General features: G+C 32.5%; 25 protein-coding genes. 4 read left to right on the top strand and 21 right to left on the bottom strand.

All coding sequences use genetic code 11. The annotated features are described in order from the left end of the window. Positions 1–12: 12 nt before the first annotated feature. From LJY09_RS26580 to LJY09_RS26605, 6 genes are all read right to left on the bottom strand, one after another. On the bottom strand, positions 13–924 hold the full coding sequence (locus LJY09_RS26580) for a DMT family transporter (protein WP_228307881.1): 912 nt from the start codon (positions 922–924) through the stop codon (positions 13–15). Continuing rightward, positions 914–1312: a MerR family transcriptional regulator gene (locus tag LJY09_RS26585; protein ID WP_047752039.1), complete on the bottom strand. Its 399-nt coding sequence runs from the start codon at positions 1310–1312 to the stop codon at positions 914–916. Before LJY09_RS26585 ends, LJY09_RS26580 begins: the two co-directional genes overlap by 11 nt. Positions 1313–1465: 153 nt before the next feature. Further along, positions 1466–1744, bottom strand: coding sequence for a hypothetical protein (locus LJY09_RS26590; protein ID WP_047752038.1), 279 nt, complete (start codon positions 1742–1744; stop codon positions 1466–1468). Further along, positions 1737–2255, bottom strand: a complete 519-nt coding sequence (locus LJY09_RS26595; RefSeq protein WP_047752037.1) for a GrpB family protein — start codon at positions 2253–2255, stop codon at positions 1737–1739. Before LJY09_RS26595 ends, LJY09_RS26590 begins: the two co-directional genes overlap by 8 nt. Before the next feature lie 12 nt (positions 2256–2267). Further along, complete coding sequence (locus tag LJY09_RS26600) at positions 2268–3092, bottom strand: class I SAM-dependent methyltransferase (protein ID WP_047752036.1); 825 nt, start codon at positions 3090–3092, stop codon at positions 2268–2270. 142 nt (positions 3093–3234) lie between these two features. Then, positions 3235–3720, bottom strand: coding sequence for a dihydrofolate reductase (locus LJY09_RS26605; RefSeq protein ID WP_047752035.1), 486 nt, complete (start codon positions 3718–3720; stop codon positions 3235–3237). An 88-nt stretch (positions 3721–3808) separates the two neighbouring features. On the opposite strand from LJY09_RS26605, the gene LJY09_RS26610 reads away from it, so the two are divergent. Then, on the top strand, positions 3809–4222 hold the full coding sequence (locus tag LJY09_RS26610) for an NUDIX hydrolase (protein ID WP_228307882.1): 414 nt from the start codon (positions 3809–3811) through the stop codon (positions 4220–4222). 139 nt (positions 4223–4361) lie between these two features. On the opposite strand, the gene LJY09_RS26615 is transcribed toward LJY09_RS26610, so the two are convergent. From LJY09_RS26615 to LJY09_RS26625, 3 genes are all read right to left on the bottom strand, one after another. Next, positions 4362–4865, bottom strand: a complete 504-nt coding sequence (locus LJY09_RS26615) for a DinB family protein (protein WP_047752033.1) — start codon at positions 4863–4865, stop codon at positions 4362–4364. Positions 4866–4991: 126 nt separating this feature from the next. Next, on the bottom strand, positions 4992–5450 hold the full coding sequence (locus LJY09_RS26620; RefSeq protein ID WP_047752032.1) for a GNAT family N-acetyltransferase: 459 nt from the start codon (positions 5448–5450) through the stop codon (positions 4992–4994). A gap of 282 nt (positions 5451–5732) precedes the next feature. Continuing rightward, a complete protein-coding gene (locus LJY09_RS26625; protein WP_047752031.1) occupies positions 5733–6668 on the bottom strand; it encodes an NAD-dependent epimerase/dehydratase family protein in 936 nt (311 codons plus the stop codon). 144 nt (positions 6669–6812) lie between these two features. Here LJY09_RS26625 and LJY09_RS26630 point away from each other — a divergent pair, with 144 nt between their 5' ends. Then, positions 6813–7163, top strand: coding sequence for a winged helix-turn-helix transcriptional regulator (locus LJY09_RS26630; protein ID WP_047752030.1), 351 nt, complete (start codon positions 6813–6815; stop codon positions 7161–7163). Between the two features lie 113 nt (positions 7164–7276). Here LJY09_RS26630 and LJY09_RS26635 read toward each other — a convergent pair whose 3' ends face one another. The 5 genes from LJY09_RS26635 to LJY09_RS26655 all read right to left on the bottom strand — a co-directional run bounded on the left by LJY09_RS26635 (position 7277) and on the right by LJY09_RS26655 (position 10458). Beyond that, on the bottom strand, positions 7277–7690 hold the full coding sequence (locus tag LJY09_RS26635; RefSeq protein WP_047752029.1) for a YjdF family protein: 414 nt from the start codon (positions 7688–7690) through the stop codon (positions 7277–7279). A 272-nt stretch (positions 7691–7962) separates the two neighbouring features. Then, positions 7963–8325, bottom strand: coding sequence for a hypothetical protein (locus tag LJY09_RS26640; RefSeq protein WP_047752028.1), 363 nt, complete (start codon positions 8323–8325; stop codon positions 7963–7965). Positions 8326–8522: 197 nt separating this feature from the next. Next, positions 8523–9713, bottom strand: coding sequence for a putative lipid II flippase FtsW (gene ftsW / locus LJY09_RS26645; RefSeq protein WP_047752027.1), 1191 nt, complete (start codon positions 9711–9713; stop codon positions 8523–8525). A 43-nt stretch (positions 9714–9756) separates the two neighbouring features. Next, entirely contained in the window at positions 9757–10011 is a 255-nt protein-coding gene (locus LJY09_RS26650; RefSeq protein WP_047752026.1) for a hypothetical protein, read from the bottom strand. Positions 10012–10068: 57 nt separating this feature from the next. Further along, positions 10069–10458, bottom strand: coding sequence for a hypothetical protein (locus tag LJY09_RS26655; protein ID WP_047752025.1), 390 nt, complete (start codon positions 10456–10458; stop codon positions 10069–10071). 1025 nt (positions 10459–11483) lie between these two features. Between LJY09_RS26655 and LJY09_RS26660 the strand changes: the two genes are divergently transcribed. Next, the gene (locus LJY09_RS26660; protein WP_047752024.1) at positions 11484–12380 is read left to right on the top strand and encodes a macrolide 2'-phosphotransferase; all 897 of its coding nucleotides are present in this window, start codon (positions 11484–11486) and stop codon (positions 12378–12380) included. A gap of 207 nt (positions 12381–12587) precedes the next feature. Here the strand turns inward: LJY09_RS26660 and LJY09_RS26665 are convergent, their stop codons facing one another. The 5 genes from LJY09_RS26665 to LJY09_RS26685 all read right to left on the bottom strand — a co-directional run bounded on the left by LJY09_RS26665 (position 12588) and on the right by LJY09_RS26685 (position 15968). Next, complete coding sequence (locus tag LJY09_RS26665) at positions 12588–13163, bottom strand: GNAT family N-acetyltransferase (protein WP_047749698.1); 576 nt, start codon at positions 13161–13163, stop codon at positions 12588–12590. Positions 13164–13297: 134 nt separating this feature from the next. Beyond that, positions 13298–13732, bottom strand: a complete 435-nt coding sequence (locus tag LJY09_RS26670; protein WP_228307801.1) for a GNAT family N-acetyltransferase — start codon at positions 13730–13732, stop codon at positions 13298–13300. 191 nt (positions 13733–13923) lie between these two features. Further along, positions 13924–14094, bottom strand: coding sequence for a hypothetical protein (locus LJY09_RS26675; RefSeq protein WP_157862161.1), 171 nt, complete (start codon positions 14092–14094; stop codon positions 13924–13926). Between the two features lie 635 nt (positions 14095–14729). Then, the gene (locus LJY09_RS26680; protein ID WP_047752022.1) at positions 14730–15515 is read right to left on the bottom strand and encodes a MerR family transcriptional regulator; all 786 of its coding nucleotides are present in this window, start codon (positions 15513–15515) and stop codon (positions 14730–14732) included. A gap of 183 nt (positions 15516–15698) precedes the next feature. After that, positions 15699–15968 (bottom strand): YesK family protein, encoded by a 270-nt coding sequence (locus LJY09_RS26685; protein WP_047752021.1) that lies wholly within the window; start codon positions 15966–15968, stop codon positions 15699–15701. Positions 15969–16376: 408 nt separating this feature from the next. Between LJY09_RS26685 and LJY09_RS26690 the strand changes: the two genes are divergently transcribed. Further along, on the top strand, positions 16377–16841 hold the full coding sequence (locus LJY09_RS26690) for a MarR family transcriptional regulator (RefSeq protein ID WP_182031417.1): 465 nt from the start codon (positions 16377–16379) through the stop codon (positions 16839–16841). Between the two features lie 70 nt (positions 16842–16911). Here LJY09_RS26690 and LJY09_RS26695 read toward each other — a convergent pair whose 3' ends face one another. Together LJY09_RS26695 and LJY09_RS26700 are read right to left on the bottom strand one after the other, a co-directional pair. Further along, a complete protein-coding gene (locus tag LJY09_RS26695; protein ID WP_154974526.1) occupies positions 16912–18135 on the bottom strand; it encodes a pulcherriminic acid synthase in 1224 nt (407 codons plus the stop codon). A 33-nt stretch (positions 18136–18168) separates the two neighbouring features. Beyond that, entirely contained in the window at positions 18169–18882 is a 714-nt protein-coding gene (locus LJY09_RS26700; protein ID WP_209369524.1) for a tRNA-dependent cyclodipeptide synthase, read from the bottom strand. Positions 18883–18961: the final 79 nt, after the last annotated feature.

The raw sequence follows: 18961 nt of genomic DNA on the forward strand, positions 1-18961 counted from the left end.
AGCAGTTTATCGTTATATTGAAGCCGAAACTTTTTGTTTTCTTCTCAAGTTTAAGAAGCCAGAAGCTGTTAAAACACCTAAAATAACTAAACATGTACCTATTACTTGAGGTAATGTAATAAGGGATCCGGTTAAAATAGAAAGAATCATGGTGACGACTGGAACTAAATTAAAAAATAAAGATGTATTACTTGCGCCAATCGTAGCCATTCCTTTATTCCACCACAGATAGCCTAATACACTTGTAAATAGAGCCATAAAGAGAATAGCTCCCCAAGCTGACCATGTAACGTGAGACAAAGGCTGAGGGCTTGGTGAAAAAGCTGTTAAGACTAAAAGACAAAGAGAACCAACAATCATTGTATAAGTAGTTGTCTCCATTGAAGAACTACCCTTTAAATATTTTCTTCCTAATACACCATATAAAGCCCAACATAAGTTCCCTGTTAAGATTAATAAATCCCCTTTAGAAATCGATAGTGTTAGAATAATTTTTAACGAACCTTGCGTAAGGACAAGAATAACGCCTACTAAAGCAAAGGATATACCCAACATTTGCTGTTTTGTAATGGGATTCTTTAAAATAAAATAAGCAAAAAGTGCAGTTACTAGAGGGTTAGTTCCCATGATGAGAGCCCCGTTTAAAGGTGAAGTATATTGCATTCCTAAAAAGAAAAAAGCATTGAACCCAAAGATTCCTATGATGCCAAGTAAGATATACATTTTCCAATAGTTCTTAATGGCTTTTGACTTTATTTGTTTTTGTAATCCTAATATAAGAACCATAGCGAGTGCAGCAATACCAAATCGCCATGCTGCAGCACTTGCAGGGGAGAAGTAGTGAACAGCATACTTAGCCAAATTGAATGTAGCACCTGTAAATATAGCGAAGCCTATCAACATAAGGTATATTCTACTTTTCATCTTTTAAGTCTCCAATCATTGTTTTGTACGCCTCTAATTTCTCTTTTGTCACGTTCATAACAGTTTCAATCTCTTGTTTTTGCTTCTCTAAAAGAAGTAAGTGTTTGTTTAAAATCTCTGCCCTCGTTTGAATCTTTTTTAATTGAATGGCTGTAGAATCAATATTTTCTAGGAGACATCCATCCTTTAAAAATTCCTGGATATCTTCCAAAGACATCCCTGTTTGTTTTAACATTTTCATAAATTTAAGAAGGCGAATTTCACCTTCTGTATATCTTCTTTTTCCACCTTTTCTTAATGGTGAAGTTAATAACCCAATCTTTTCATAATAACGTAATGTATGAGCTGTGAACCCAGTTTTCATAGCAACTTCAGATATACTATACATTTCCATTTCCTCCTTTCTTTACATGTTACAACTTAGAGTTAGCTCTAAGTCAACGGTTAATTTGCAAACAATAAAAAAAGACTCAGATTTTTTCTGAGCCTCTTTGTTTAGTTACCCTAATGTGAATTATCGGCAATCATTGAAATATCTATATTAAGTTAATGGACTACCTGATGTTATCTTTTTAACCCATTCTTTTAGCTCCATATCTTCATGAAAATATATATTTGGTTCAATTTCTAAATCAATACCTAACAAAAAAATAAGGTATTCATGTAGTTGTTCTTCATCAGAAGAGAGGATATTTCTACTCTCTAGGTTTTGAACCCATTTATAAGACCATTGATTAAATTGTTCTCTAGACATATTTCCTTTAAGAACTTTCTCTAATTTGTTTATCAAATCTTGTTTAGTTGGCTGACTTTCAAACATTGATTTCACCTTTCGCTTTCTGAATAACAGCTGTTATAAATGGTGCTTTCGCTTCTGTATATCCAACTCGGTCAAAACTATATTTTTGAACCAATTCAATCTTCAACTGATTATATTGATCGCGTATATCTGAATATTTTCTTAGATAATCTCGAAATAAAATATTATTATTCCATTCTTCGCTTTGGTATTTATATATGTGTAAATGATGTGTTCCTGCTCGCCATAACCCTTTTCTAAAGAACCTTCTATTTGGAAAATCCTGATGAAATATATGTTCATATCCAATATTATTTAGTGGTTCAATAAAGGCAACTACTTCTTCTAGGTTACAAACTCCAACCATAATGTCTAATATTGGTTTAGCTCCTAATCCCTTAACAGATGTACTTCCAATATGTTCAATTGATAGAGCCTTATTGCTCATAATATCTTTTAAAAGCTTTTCCTCTTCCTTAAAAGATAAGGCCCAATCAGACGTATATTTCTCAATAACTACTCGCTTATCCATATGTATGTCTCCCTAGTATAATATATATTTTTTCCTACCGATATAAAGTAAATGTGATGAAACGCCTAAAGTATAAGGGTCGGTTGCTGTTTTCTTTAATAATTCAATTAGTCGATCAACTTCGGCTTGTCCCTTATTTGTCCAGTAATCCCATTGTTCTTTAGATAAAAGGGAACCAATACTAGATGATCCCACTACACTTAGAGTTTCAAATCCTTTAGATTCCATAAAAGGATTAATTTCTTGTATATCAAAGTAATAAGCTCCTGTAAATCTTCCTTCATCCTGATGATTAAAGTCCCCAGTAGCAATAAACTCTTCGATATTGTCTATTGTATTATTGGGTTTCCACGATTCTGGATGTAACAATGAAGAGATAGTGTGCCTAATTCGGGACATAAAGGCAACAAATACAACTCCCTCATCTTTTGTCACTCGGTACAATTCTTTAACTGCTGCGTCACGATCTTGTTCATTCTGTAGATGATACATTGGCCCCATCATCAAGCAAGCATCGAATTCTTGATTTTTTAATACACTTAAATCCTTTGCATCCATAATATGAAATCCATTAAATTGATTAAAAAGCTCAAGCTCTTTTGCTTTATGTTCAGCTACCTTTACTAATTTAGGAGTGAGATCAGTTAGCGTTACCTGAAATCCTTTCTCGGCTAGTTTCATTGCATATTTACCTGGGCCAGCCCCATTATCTAAGATACATCCGTTTTCCGGTAGATACTTTTGTATATAATGCCAGTTAATTTGAAACTCTAACGGTTCCCTATCTAGACGTCCCCACTCGTCAAATGTTGAGTAATAATCCATTACTTTGTTCATTAATTAAATCCCCTTTTATGTCTTATACAACTTCCAATATAAGTATTATTCCTTTTGTGGAATTTGTAAACTATTGATGGATATGAGATACAAAATCAATTAACATAATGTATCAGTTGTATCGGTATCTTTTCAAATTTAGTTAGTTTACCTTTTCATACACATGAAAGTAATGTTCATAATGATTGTTTTCATCCTCAGTACCTTTCTCAACCGATAACTCTTTCCATAGGGAGAGATCAACTTCTGGAAAAAAGCGATCACCCTTAAAATAATGATTGATCCTAGTTATGTATAATTTATGAGTATAGGGTAAGAACTGGCGATAAATTTCTTCTCCGCCAAGGATAAATACTTCTTCTCCTTCACACATGGAAAGAGCATGTTCAATTGAATATGCTATATGACAATCTTGAGCTTTATAATTTTCATTTGTAGTCATGATGATATTTTTACGTCCATCTAAAGGTTTTCCAATAGATTCATAATTTTTCCTACCTAAAATAATTGAATGCCCCATAGTAACTTTCCTTAGATACTTCCAGTCATTTGGGAGCCTCCAAGGAATATCGTTATCCTTTCCAATTACATTTCCTTTTCCTACAGCAACCATTGCAGATATAATCATATATTTTTCATCTCCTCCACTATAATTTTACCAAATAAAGAAATCCTTAACTTATAATATATCTATAAATGGTAAAGGAGGAGATATAATGGATTTCAATCGAATAGATGTAGCTTACAGTCTATTAGTAGACAAGGAGAAAGAGAAAATCTTAGTGGTATTAAACAGAAATAATACATGGTCCCTTCCAGGTGGAGGAGTAGAGAAAGGAGAGACTCTGGAACAAGCAGCAATCCGAGAAACAAAAGAAGAAACGGGATATGATATCAAAGTAGATAGTATCGTTAGTTTGAATGAAGCATTTATAGATAATAATCATATTCTTTTTATAGTATTTAAAGGGCAAATCACCCAAGAGTCAAACCAAATTCCTCTGGATGAAAACATCCTGAAGGTGGAATGGGTTGATTTAAAGACAGCAGATAAACTTATGCCTTATTATCCTAATGGCATCAGTACTTTAATTAGTTCTCCAAATGCTCAATACATAGTTCAAGAATAAAAATTAATTGTGAAATTTAGATTTTACTTAATGTATATCATATACAACCTTAGTTTACGTAAAGGGATTTATCGGAAATCACATGTAAAAAAGCCCTTTTATTAAGGGCTTTCACTTGTTTACTCTTATATATTTAATGTTACATTTTGGGAGCTTCCATACCGAAATTCGACCAATCTTCTTTTGATGGCCCATAAATACCTGGAACGGGTAATCCTGCCTGCCTCATAAGAACGGTCATTTGTCCCCGGTGGTGGGCTTGATGTTGTATTAAAAACATTAAAAGTGACCCATTTGGTATTTTCTTACCCAAAAAGTCTATTCGTTCTTCTAACGTTTTGTCGATCCATTGAGTTTTTAATGCTTGTACAAATGCGTCACTTGCTTGCTGATAGCTGTCTGCTATAAACTGAGCCGTAGTCGGAACAGGCCAATCTTCAGACGGTGCCTCAAACGTTAAGTTAGTATTTGAAGCAATTATGTGAATGGCAGCTACTGTATGCCAAGCAATACGTCCTAGAGTCCAATTCTGTGAAGTAATTTCCTGTTTAAGAGACCCATCAGTTAAATTTTTTAGTAATCTCTGGGTAGCATTTGCTTCATATTCCCAAGATTTTAAAAAACTATCTAAACTTTGAAACATAAAAATCCTCCTTTTGTTTATCCTTTTAATTCCATTTTAACAATAGTTGTATTATAAAACATTATGTATGAGACGTTCATTCCTAGTTAATATAAAACGGTTTATCGATACTCTTAGAGAACATTATTACTTGATTAAACTAGCTTCATATATTCTTGAGATACTCCCCCAAGGGTGATAACCATCTCCTATATATGAGAAATCGTACTTTTCATAATATCCGATATGATTGGTACATAAATAAAGCTTATTGAATCCAGCATTTTTAGTATCTTCTTTGATTTTTAAAAGAAGCTTTTCCCCTAAAGACATACCTCGATAGCCTTCTTCAATATAAAGAGCACATACCCATGGCCACAAATCCATACGACTGATGAAATCGTTACTAATAAGTCCTGCACAGCCAATGATTTCTCCTCTATTCTCTAACAGATACCAAATTGGAAGGCTGTTATCTGTTTTCAAACTATGTACAATACAATCTTCATAAAGCTTGAGAGTATTTTCGTTTGCCCATTTGTTCTGAATGTATTTTATTGCTTTCTCTTGATACTCTACATGTTCTCTAACATTAATGATTTGCATAATATATTTCCATCCTTTATAAAAAATAACATGTCATTATTTATATTCTACATGTTTTTAATTTACATAAAGAGAATTATCTATAATTTAGTTACCATAATGGATTTTATAGGGAGTCATCTCGACTACTCTATACTCTATTTACAAGACAAAGCTACTGATCCCTGTTCAGTAGCTTTGTCTTTTTAAAATGAATATTCTATACATTTGTAGTTAACATAAAACCATTTGTAGGTACTAAAAAGTCTAATAAACTAAAAATGGGTTTATTAGGCTTTATCTTTAAATAACGTTCCTTTTAATTAAGTCCCTAACTGCATTTTGTACGCTTTCAGTTTGGGAATATTTAGTCTTGAAGCCTAAACTTCTTATTTTTTCATCATCCCAAATCCGATTTGTACTGAAAGTACTTAAAGCGTAAGATAGGGGTGTACTTTCCTCTACTATTTTAGATAAGTCACGTACACTTGCTACTTTCCCTCTAGCCTCGTCTATAGCTGTTTTTAGACTTCCCCAGGTTGTATCAAATCCTTTAAGTAAAAAGACGTTTTGTTTTTTTGTAAACGTCTTATAGGTACCTAGCCATTCCATTGCTCTTCCTATATCGCGTGTATCAATTAAAGAAACTATTGTTTGGCCATTTTTCAAAATCGGAAATTTATTATCTGAATGATCTTTTAATAATCTTGAGAAAAAAGAAGCCTTATCTCGAGATCCTATTGCACTTGCTGGACGTAGGATAATTGTTACCATATCTGTTTCTTTTCCTATTTCTTGAACAATCTCTTCTCTTTTTAGAAGTAACTTCTGAATAGGGTACTCTGGACGTATATCATAGGATTCAGTTATAGGTTTATTTGTACGAAAATCATATACTACAATTGAGCTTAATTGTATAAAACGCTCAACGCCATTTAAAGCAGCCTGTTTAAGGAGTTTTCTTGTCAATTCAATCTCCACAGGTGCTTCTAAATTAACTTCAGTGCTTAGGTTAGCATCTGCGGTACAGTTATAAACTTTTTGATGCCCTTTAATAATCTCTCCAAAAGATTCTGTTCTGGAGAAGTCTACTCTAACTACTCGCACACCTAAGTTATCCAAAAAGGAAGTTTCGCTAGTTTGGCGAACCACCGCTGTAACCTCGTGTCCTTTTAACCGCAATTGTTCTACCGTATGACTTCCTATAAAACCTGTACCTCCAAAAACAATGGCTTTCATCCTTATCATTCCTTTTATAAATGTATTATAAATAACCATTTACTGGGCGATTTATAATAATTATACTAAATGAAGTACTTTCATTTTTATAGTCCTGATATTTTTTATAGTAAGTATCCTTATGAATAGTAATGGAGGAATATCATGAATAATCAACTTGAACTAAAATCTAATTCTTCTAAATGTCCTATAGAAAAGACGATGAATGTTATTGGAGGGAAATGGACCTTCTTAATCTTAAGGGAACTTTTTACTGGACCAAAACGTTTTGGAGAAATACAAAAATCTTTAAAAGGAGTAAGCCCTCGGACTCTTTCTTTACGTTTAAAGGAACTACATGAGGAGGAAATTATTACACGTAAAATATATTCAGAAATACCTCCTCATGTAGAGTACTCTCTTACTGATAAAGGAAAAACAATGCGCCCAATATTTGAAGCAATGAAGGAATGGGGAAATACATGGGATGTGTTAGGTATTAAAGAAAGGGAATAAATACTTTTTAGTTGCCAAACCTTATGTATGGCATATTTAATCTTTTAACGTAATCACAGTTCTAGGAAACAACAAATAAAGAGCCTTAAATAATAAGGCTCTTTATTTGTTCTCTATTTACCTTTGTGCTTGGCCTTTGCTTTTTGTTTCTTCATTAGGTATTTTTGTTCCTTCAGTTCTTCACGATATTGTTTAGCTCTCTTTTTTTTGCTTTTTTTCTTTTCTTCATATTCTTGTTTTATGGCTTCTTCAGCTTTAGTCGAAACACCAACTTTATTTCTTTCTTTTGCTACTTGGCGCTGTAAACGTTTAGGATTTATCTTTTTATCGGATTTTCTTTTTACATCAAGACCTGAATGAACCGATTGATTGATAATATCTAGCAGTCTGTAATAAACAAAGTCTAATATCTCTGTATCTTTAGGCTCTGCTCCAAATACATAACGAAATGCTCTTAATTTACCGTCTTCTACAACTTCAATAATTCCTACCCAAAACTGACCATCATGGTAAATCGTTAGTGACATAACGATTCCCTCCTCTAAACATACTATGAAATGATGGACATCCCGAGGAGGGGAAGGTCACTGACATTAATACATATTAATGCCTTCGGACTACCAACCGAAGTGTGTTTTTACATTCCATATACAAATTTTAACATAAAAACATTCAGTATAGATATTTTCCTTTAAAAGACTATTTAAAGATGCATATTAAACATATCGTAGTTAACATATCGTAGTTAACATAACCATTAATATCGGAAGTAATAATCTCATATAAACAATAATATTGTTTATAAATCTCTTATACGTTTTTTAATATCTGCTGCCACGCTAGTGGAATCATCAATTTCAAAAAAGACATACTTGTACCTTTCATGCCCTTCAAGTTCAATCATTACAAGAGGTACTCTGTTTTCGTAAGAAAGAAAATACCATTCATCGGCGTATTTAAAACTTCCCTCAAAAATATTAAGAGGAGAAATTGATGTTCCAGGCATGCGAAGCATCCATTTTGGAGCATCAAAATAGTCAACATATACATTTTTGATAGTGCTATAGGGCATTTTTAATTCGGACTTTAATGCAAAGAATCCTGTCATTCCATTTAATTTTAGAATCATAACTTCATCATTAAACTGTACTTCTCTTTTCATAATTCTTCTCCCCTAACTTTATTAATTAAATTCAGTTTTTTAAATTTACAACTATAATTAAGACGATTTATTTCATCAAAACGTTCATTATTAATTATTTTTTTTTTGCATATTGTATTCACTTCTAGTTTACATAATCACGATTATCAGAAATAAGTAATAGCATCTTATTTAATAAGATGCTATTACTACTGAGCTTAAATACTTTTTAACTTAGTTTGTTTAACTGACTCATTTTTATATTTCTCTTGAAATTTATTTAACATAGAAATGTTTGTTAATACTCCCGTAGCCAACATTAATAATGTAAGGGAGGATCCACCATAACTCACAAAAGGTAAAGTTACACCTGTGATAGGCAAGATACCGGTTACTGCTCCAAGATTAACGAACACTTGAATACCAACCATAACTGAAATACCTATAGCTAACAGTGCTCCAAAAGGTTCTTTACATTTTTTTGCTATGGTTAGACCTTTTACAATAATAAAAAGTAATAGCCCTAAGACAATAAGCACTCCCCAAAAACCTAATTCCTCAGCAATAACTGCCATAATAAAATCTGTGTGTGATTCAGGAAGATAACCAGCTTTTTGAACCCCTTGTCCTAACCCTTGTCCTGTCAAACCCCCAGTACCTATAGCCAAGTAGGAGTTAACCAGTTGGTATCCATCTCCTTGCTGATTCGCAAAAGGATGGAGAAAACCCGTGAAACGAGCTAAACGAACAGGAGAAAAGACGGTAGCAATATGTCCTGTTATTAATAAAACGAATAGCATAACAATAATGCCTATTACTCCTAGTACGGCAATCTTTATCATTGATTTTATTGAGATGCCTGAACATAAGACAATAGCTGCGACAATACCCAAAATGAGGAGAATTCCACCATAGTCCGGTTGCATGGCAATTAAGAAGCAAATAAAAAATACAATAAGCATAGGCGGAATAACAGAGCGCTTTAAGTCGTTTATATACTCTTGCTTATTCGTAAAGACGGCTGACAGATACAAAATGATGGCTAGTTTAGCTAATTCTAGTGGCTGTATTCTAATTGGGCCCAGTATAAGCCAACTTTGTGCATTCCCTGCTGTGTGTCCAACGATAAGTACCAACACAAGAAGAATAATCACTGTTACTAATAAAAATTTTAACACTTTTTTCTCTTGATAAATTTTATAAGGCACAAAGGCTGCCATACAGAAAAGGAAAAACCCTGCTATAAGAGCAAGTTTTTGCTTTTGATAAAAGTAATCACCTTCTACCCCATATCGACTAATAGCAGTTATCATACTTGCACTATAGACCATCACTAAACCGATAAGGCATAGAACAACTAAAGCTGCAATGAACTTGTAATCGTAACACCTTATAATTTTCTTAAACATAAAACGTCCTCATTTCTTGCAAATATAGAGAATTATAGTTCTTTTAAAAAAAGATACTCAATAAATTATATAAACCAAATCCCGAACTTGCTGCTATTGCCGTAATCCCTGTTGCTTTATTTCTTGTAGTTAAATAATAGTTTACGGCATGTAGTATAAAAGCAATGGAGACAACAATTATGGCTGCTTCGTACCAAATAGAACTATTTAGATACCACCCTAAGCTCATAAAAACAAGAAGAAGAGCTAAAGAGATACCTCTTATTTTACTTTCTGTAACAACGTCTACGTACTTCATATAACACTCCTATTACTCTATAGAATTACATATATCTATTTTGGTGCTAGTAAATAGTTAAACTTCCTTTAGAAATGGACTACTTATTAAGGTATATCTAGAAGTAAGGCTCTTATAAGAGATTTCTGTGAAAGTATTTCCTTTTTTTAATAAAAGTGTGCGATGTTTATCGTCTTTTTCTGTTAAGACGTACCCTTTCTTTTTCATCATTTCGATGTACGTATCCAAATGTCCTTTAGGTACCAAATACATAATGTTATTATCAACATCTGTCGTTTCAGCTATATCCTTATCTTTAAATTCTAATTGGTACATCGCTTTAGCATTTGCTATAGGTCTGGTGTCACCAAAGATATGCTCCCAATTAATAAAAATAACAGAGAGTACTATAATGGTTGATATAAGAATAGCTAAAAATAATGCCAAAATCTTTTTTGCTTTATCCATTATTTCGTTCCTTTCAGAGTTAATTACTAATGTCATTTAGGAAATAAACACATACAATTATTACATAAATTAGAAAATATTTAAATTTGTATTTTGAAATATGTTTAATTCTGTTTTTTTCTTTGAAAAATATCTCGTTTTGGATGCACAAAAATAAGCAATGCACCATTTTGCATGCATTGCTTATTCTTTATAAATTGCTTCGTAAACTACATATGCAATGAACAAAGCTATAAAAGTAATTCCTATTTCTATAAACAATCCACAGATTATACCTTCAACACATATTTGGCCATTATAAAAAGACACTCCCACAGTTAACATCCCTATATATAACGGTGTTAAAGTATATGTTTGTATGTGTCTTTCTAGTTAACATAAAACGTGTTATCGGAAAAGTATTAGTATAAATCTTTATAGAGTGAATTTTTTGATAAGTACGACCTAATATTTTAATTCTCGTGCAAACATTATTCCTAGCACTAGACCTTTTAGATAAGTAAAATAGACTTTTATCGGGGGATTGAAAATAATAATTTTATGTTATAAAATGAAAGCATTCTACAATAAGGAGGATTATTAAAAATGACTGCTTCAATCAGATTGCGTATCCGTACTTTGAACAAGTAATTTAATACGTTCAGAGGCTCTGTTTAATACTTGCAGAGTAAACAGGATCAGTCTGTCCATTTTTAATAATCTTCAACGGACATAGCAATGTGTGACATGAGAAAAGGTGGGTTCATCTATCTTTCTTTTGTTATACCTAAAAATGTACTTTTTTTCTTGAACAATTCATTGTTATGGTTTCTTCAAGGTATTACTGAGTACATGGACGTTGATACTTGTTTACTTTAAGCTGCAGACAGAGATTTCTGCAGCTTTTTTTGTGTTTCTAATTGTTGATCTATACTGATAAATAACTATTAATTAATAACATTAGTTGTGAGAAGAAGAGCTATAGATAATAAAAAGGGCAATGAACAAAGTGAAAAAAATTGAACATTTATGGGAGGATAATTAAGGTGAATAAACTAGAAATTAAAGAATTAGCAAAAAGAAAAGGCCTAAATGTAATCGAAAAAACAATGAAATTGAATGAATCAGGCTTAGATTTCCAAGTTGCCCATGCAGAGGATGAGCAGGGACAAAAATGGATTTTACGAATCCCGCGCAGACCAGACTCTATGACAAAAGCTAATCAAGAAAAGAAGGTTTTAGATGCGGTAAATCGATATACAACCATTCAAGCACCCGATTGGGAAATTTTCACCAATGAACTCATTGCTTATAAATCATTAGACGGAGTGCCAGTGGGTACCATTAATCCTAAAATTCAAAATTACGAGTGGGTTTTAGATATAGAAAATATTCCGTCCACATATTACGAATCATTCGGACGCATGTTAGCAGAGTTACATCAACTGCCAACAAACGTAGTAGAGAAGGCTGGTATTAAGATTTATACGGCAACTGAAGCAAGAGAGTTAATGAAAGAAAAAATGCAAAAAGTAAAAGATGAATATGAGGTGCGTAATAATCTGTTAAATCGTTGGGAGGCCTGGGTAGCTAATGATGATATGTGGCCAAACTATACCGGTCTTAGCCATGGTGACATTCATCCGGGGCATATTTTGATTAATCACCAAGCAGAGGTCACTGGCTTAATAGATTGGACCGAAGTAGCTGTTACAGATGTATCTCGTGATTTTCTTGCTCACTATTTATTCACTGGAGAAGTTGGATTGGAAAAAGCTATTACTGCATATGAGAAAGCAGGGGGGAAAGCGTGGCCACTTATGAAAGAGCATATCATAGAGTTAGCAACAACACAGGCGATTACGGTTGCTGAATTTGCTAAAAGCTCTGGGATGCAAGAGTATAAAGATATGGCCCAACAGATGCTTGGTCCAATTGAGTAATAAAATAACTTTGATAAAAACTTATATAATGAGCAAACTACTTAAGAAATCTTTTAGGACTCCACTTACAACCTAATTTGTTTATCAGTAGAAAAAGCTATCTTCCCCAAAGGTAGCTTTTTCGCCTTTTATCGGAAATCTAAATATAAAAATAAAGCCTCTTCTAGAAGTAGAGGCTTATTAAGCTTACCTTTAAAACTGTATACATTAAATCTGATTAGGCTTTAGAACCTTTGCATAAATACAGGTGTCTCTCAAGTCTAACCCATTAGCTGATACATCATCATTTTCTAAAATACCTTCTAGCCTAAACCCTAGTCTTTCAGGTATAGCACGACTTTTAATATTACTTGAGTCACATTTAATTTCTAACCTTTTGGCCCCTAATTCTTTTAGAGCAAAATTCATAATTCCTTCAACAGCTTCAGTCATGTATCCTTTCTTACTAAAGCGAGAATTAATCCAGTAACCAATTTCAAATTTAGGAACATTCCAATTTATACGATGTAAACCAGAAGATCCAACGAAGTCACCCGTCTCTTTTAGAAAAATTAAAAGCCTTAAGTCTTCTCTTTGTAAAAACTCTGTATGAGATTTTCGAATACTTATTTCTGCTTCTTCTACGGTTTGCTTATTTTTAGCAAAAGGCAGCCATGGTTTTAATTCTTCAATAGATTCATTTATTGCTTGAGATACAACTTTTCCATCCCCAGGAAGAGGCAGTCTTATAAAGAGCCTTTCAGTATAAAACTTCGTAGGGAAATCTAATAACAGTGGATTCACTTAAACACTCCCCAACTTTTCTTCATTTATTAAAATAAGTCTATATTATTAATAAAAAAATGCAAAGAAATCATATATATGATGTGCATTGCTAGTTTACATAGTCACAGTTATCCGTAGAAAAAGTACTTGAATTAATTCAAGTACTTTACAAATAGAACCTTATCTTGATTTGGTTTATTCCCCTGTTCAATTTCAAAACCCATTTTAGTATGATAAGCAATTGAAGCTTTATTCACAGGAGAAGTCACACAGCGAACAATATTGCGGCCATTTTGTTTAATTACATCGAAAAATTGATTATATAATTGTTTCCCAATACCTTTTCCCCTGTACTCCGGATCGATTCCAACAAAGTGAATATATGCTTCATTCGAGTAGAATTGAGATAAGAATCCAATTAAAAAACCTATGATTTTACCTTCTTCTTCAACAATAAAGCTAGTATTTTTAAAATGATCAAAAAAAAGCTTTGGCAACAAGTCAGACATTTGTCTTCCATTCCACCAATCGTTAATTAACGGAGATATTATATAATAATCTGATCCTTTCACTAAACGAATTGTCATTATGATCTCTCCCTAATTTATTTATGAATTCACTTAAATTGATGCTATCACAGGAAGAAAATGTTATGTTGTTCTTTCTCTTTTTTTTAATAAATTCCAATGTGAAAAGTGAATAGAATATACAAAATCAGTTTACATAATGTTTTTTTATGGGCAGCAATAAAGAGCTTGGATCAATTGATCCAAGCTCTTTACCAGTTATACCAAATAAAAATTCCGACTATAATTAAAGGCACACAGGCCATTAAGACTCCATAAAGCGAGAACTCGAATTTCTCTGGGTTACCCATATAAGATCTTATCCCTGCTCTATCTAGGCTAGGCTTTTCAATTTCCGATTCCTCTTTCTCTTTATCAGACATACTAATCCACTCCTCCATCTGGAAATAAAATTCCAGTTAAAATAATTACTAATCTAGAAATCATGTATTCTATACATATTTTTAATATTGTAAGCAACTTTTTATAACTGTCCGGCTACTGATAACAGTAAAATTAAAAGAATCACAAATACTAATAAAGTTGAGCCTCCTATTATTAGCAAAGTCTTTTTGGTGTTTAAGTTGTAAGCTTTTCGTAGGAATAATCCAAGAAAAGTTATCGCTAAAAACATGGACCAAACCCCTAGCCACTCTAGATGTATATATTCTAAAATTGAAAAATTAAATATAAATGGCATAAAAAGAAATTCGTGCAAAAAAAGAAATGTAAAAAATATAAATAAAAAAAGGTATGTAACAGATGACAAGCTTTTAAACAAGTTTATTTCCTCTTTCCTAAACAACATTAGAAGTTATATAAACTAGATAATATTGCTTTATTATTTCTCTTTCTTTCTAATTAATTTTACCATAAAAGGTATTTAGAGGTAATTTATTAGTGTATATACCGTGCATTTTTAGTTACCATAATCAGCATTCTAGGTAGCAGAAGAAACCTATAGAATTTTCTATAGCTTTCTTTAAATATCTTAACTAATAAGTTAACTTAAAAGAAATTATTTACCATCATGTTGGTTGCGATTATACATTCCGTTTTGAACCATATAATATTCTATCACTTGATCTAACCATTTTTCTTCTTCCTCTGTATAAGGTGAGGCCATCATACTTTGAAAATCTTCTATTTCCTCGTTCTCTAATTTTCCAAAAGCATATATAGCTTCCTCACCAACGTATTTAAGAGATGCCTGCAAATGTTTATTTGCCAACTCTTGTACTTCTGGATCATGAACTGGTTTTCCGACTAACCTTTTCGCTTCTCTCGATAAATCAATAAATTCTCTATCTAAGGACAAATTCTCCTCGTCAGATTTATCATAAACCTTATCTGCAATCTCTTTAGAAGTGAAATGCTCAAGCCATGTACGTTGATCTTCTTCATTTTGAATGTTATTAATCAAACTAATTAATATTTCACTTGGAACATCCTCTTGATCACCTAATAAAGAAATCGTCTGATTAATTGCCTTCAGAACTTTGTCTAAATGCTCCTTTTTCTTCTCAAATGCTTTTTTCTGTTGAATTAAAGTGTTCTCTAAGTTTAAGTTCAGATTTGTATTTGTTAGCATTAATCCTATTTCTTCTAGGTTATAACCTAAGAATTTTAATGCTAAGACTTTTTGAAGTTTTACTATATGGTCCTCTCCATATAGGCGATGGCCAGAACTGAGATCTTTTTGAGCTTTGAGTAGCCCTATTTCGTCGTAATAATGCAACGTCCTTATTGAAACACCCGTTTTCTTAGAAAATTTACCAATTGAGAAACCTAAATCATTACCCAACTTACATAACCTCCTTAAAATCTATTATTAATCTAATTAATTTCATCATAATACCTGACGTAACCGGAGGTTCAAGTGTTAATTTTTAAATATACATTTGTAGTTAATATAATGTGACTTATCAGTACAAAAAAAGCCTTTAGACTCATAAATCTAAAGGCTTAAAATATGGTTAACACTTTATTAGCTATACCTGATTAAAAGCTTGGTAAAAATAAGTCCACTTAATGATGGGAACAATAAATACGCTCCTAGTGCTCCCAAAACCATTCCATCCCATCCGCCTACTACCAAAATGCTAATTGCGATTATAGTCAAAGAGATGACAAACCCAATGTTAAAAACTTTATCCCCTATGTGTTTATCAGAGTTTCTTTTTCTCTGAACCGAATGAAATATATAGGCTAATACTAATGCAGCTATAATGGTCACTAAAATGATCTTAATATCCATAGAATACCCCTTTTATCCTTTTAATTCCATTTTAACAATAATATTAAGTGAAATCACTATGTATATCATATACAGAGCTAGTTTACATAAACACTCTTTCCGGAAGACATACCAAAAACGAGTCCTTGGTAAACAAGGGCTCGTTTGCTTTTTCATTTTATCGGTTATGCAGCCTTTTATACATCGTTGATATGACGGAGTTCTCTTTATAGGTAATTGAGGAGATGATGTATAAAAAGGGGACTATTTATACATCATTTTTTTATAAATAAAGATAGTATAAGCTACCAAGAAGTTATAATATAGAAAAAGACTAAACTAAATGAACTTGACAACAAAATTGTTAACCAGTAAACTATTTTATATAGTTAACCAGTTAACAATTATATTAAAGAAGGTGGGTTTCGTATGGAAGCTCTTCAGAAACAAGCGTTTCAAGCTATTGAGTGTTTAATTATGACTAGAGAAAAAAAGGTCCAAAGTAGGAAAGTGTTAGCTAACAAACTAACTCAAAGTGTAAATGATACAAATAAAAAATGGACAATTACTCAATTACATATTGTTTCATTAATAAATAAAGATAAGTATGTAAACAATGCTTTTCTTTCTAAAGAACTTAATATCTCAAAAGCTGCAATATCTAAGGCTATTAATACTCTTTTGCAGTATGGCATCCTTACGGCTCACAAAAATGCTAATAATAATAGGGAAACCTTTTACTCTTTAACAGAGGAAGGGGAAAAGTTAGCCACTATTCATGATAAAATGCATGAAATAGCAAAGGAAAGGTATGAAGAATTACTTAATAAGTTTTCAGACGTAGAATTAAAGATAATTATAAAATTTTTAAATGAGTGGACCAAACAAATATAGAAATAGGCTTACGACATGCCTAATGAGCACGCCGTAAGTCCACTTATCTAATTGTCTGAAAGTTAACAACTTACTCTTTAATAGGATCAAACGTCAATGGAAGAGAAACAGGTCCACGTGTATAAAGACCACTTTCTTTGTACTGGAAACCTTCTTCTAATTTCATATTTTTTAGTTGATCTAAAACAATGTTAGCTACTACTTCAATTTCTGTTCCTGCAAATGCTGCTCCTACACAATTATGTATGCCAGAACCGAAAGCCACATGTCGAGCAATACCTGTAAACGCAGTTTTAACGTCAAGGTCTGGACGGTGAATGTTAAAAGTATCAGGATTATCAAATGCTTCAGGATCTCGATTGGCAGCTCCAATCATACAGAATACTGTTGAACCTTTAGGTAGTAATTTATCGGCAATTTTCGCATCTTGCGATAATTGCCTTGGTATAAGTTGTACTGGTGGTTTAAACCTTAGAGTTTCGGCAATTGCTCTTGATAATAATGAACGATCTTCCATCACATCTTGCATTTGTAACGGATTATTTAATAAATAATACATCAATAAAGCCAATGTCTTGTCTGCAGGTTCGGTAGCTGCTAATAGTACATTAAGGATAAGTGCCAAAATGTTCGTGTCGGACATCTCAACTCCTTCATACTCAGACTGACATAATATTGAAATGAGATCTGATTTTGGGTTTTGTCGACGCTCTTCTATAATGGGTAAAAGGTAGTTTGCTAGTTGTTCACTGCACCATAATGAATGATCACGTTCTTCAGATGACAACTGTATAGTAGTGATAAAGTTAGCAACTCCACTATGCCAATCTGCGATAAGTTGATGATCTTTTTTGTTAAGTCCTAGCATATCCATCGTGACATATACAGCAAAAGTTTTTCCAAAATCGTTAACTAAGTCAATTCTACCTTTACTTAAGTGTGGTGATAATAACACTTCTGCGTTTTCTTTAATTAAAGGAATGAGTCTCTTAAGTGAATCACCTATAAAACTCTTTACTACAATTTTACGTTTTGCTGTATGTTCCTTTCCTTTCATTTGTGCAAGGACAGGTCCACGCATTACAGGTTCCGCACGTTTAGCAAGAGATTTAGTCGTAAAGATTTCTGTATTCTGTAATACATACCTCACGTCTTTATATCGGCTAATAAAATAGCTATCAATATTTTGCTCATAATGGATAGGATCGAAATCGCGAAGTTCTGAAAAATATCGGTATGGATCTTGATGAAACTGTTCTGATAAGATACTAAAGGTTTTAAATGATGTATTCAAGACGGTTCCTCCTAAAAGTTTAAAGGTGTAAATTTAATGAATTTCATCGACAGTTATATATCCTTGATTTTGTTGCATTCTAATTGAAAATTGCTCATCTTTTATTTGTTCACCTAGTTTCCAAGGTTTATGGTAAGCAAGTACAGTTTCTTGAATACCCAAAATATTAGGTGCTCCAATAAAGAACGGCAGTTCAGCCAAAACATATTGCACAGCATTATGTAACATTTCTGAAGTAATAACTGAAATATCCATATTTGTTCCAGATGCTCTTCCTACAATTGCTGCATGTGACATTTCTAAACAAACATTTTGAAAGTTTGGTTGATGTAAAAAACTTTCTTCAATCTTAGTGCGCATATCACAATATACCGGTTGAGTAAGAAAGTCTGAAAATGTATAAATAGCTTCAGGGTTACCACCATGAGCTTTAAGAGCTCTTTCGGCAAATCGACGATTTCTGTTTACTTCTTTTCTCACTTTACGCTCAGCTTTCACCCTAGAAGTTCCTAAAGCTTCTAAAAGGTTTGCGGCCTCATTTCCAGCTAAGAGAACAGAGACATCCTTAAACTCTTTAATGCTCCACTCAATTAGTCGATAAATATATTCTTCTGAAAATCTACTGTTAAAGGGGCTAATTCCGATTAATATGTGGTTTCTTCTTTCAAAAATTCTCTGGCAATTTTGTGATAAGGGTTCAATAGCAAATAAAGGCTTAGCTATTTTTTCTAAAAGAATTTGTGACATAGCTATTTCAACTCCTAAGATTAAACGATTAATGTTCACTAGTAAACAAAAACTATTTTAAATCCAAATATTTGTAAAA

The organism is Priestia sp. J2 (assembly GCF_020790095.1).
In the GTDB taxonomy this organism is placed as follows: domain Bacteria; phylum Bacillota; class Bacilli; order Bacillales; family Bacillaceae_H; genus Priestia; species Priestia zanthoxyli.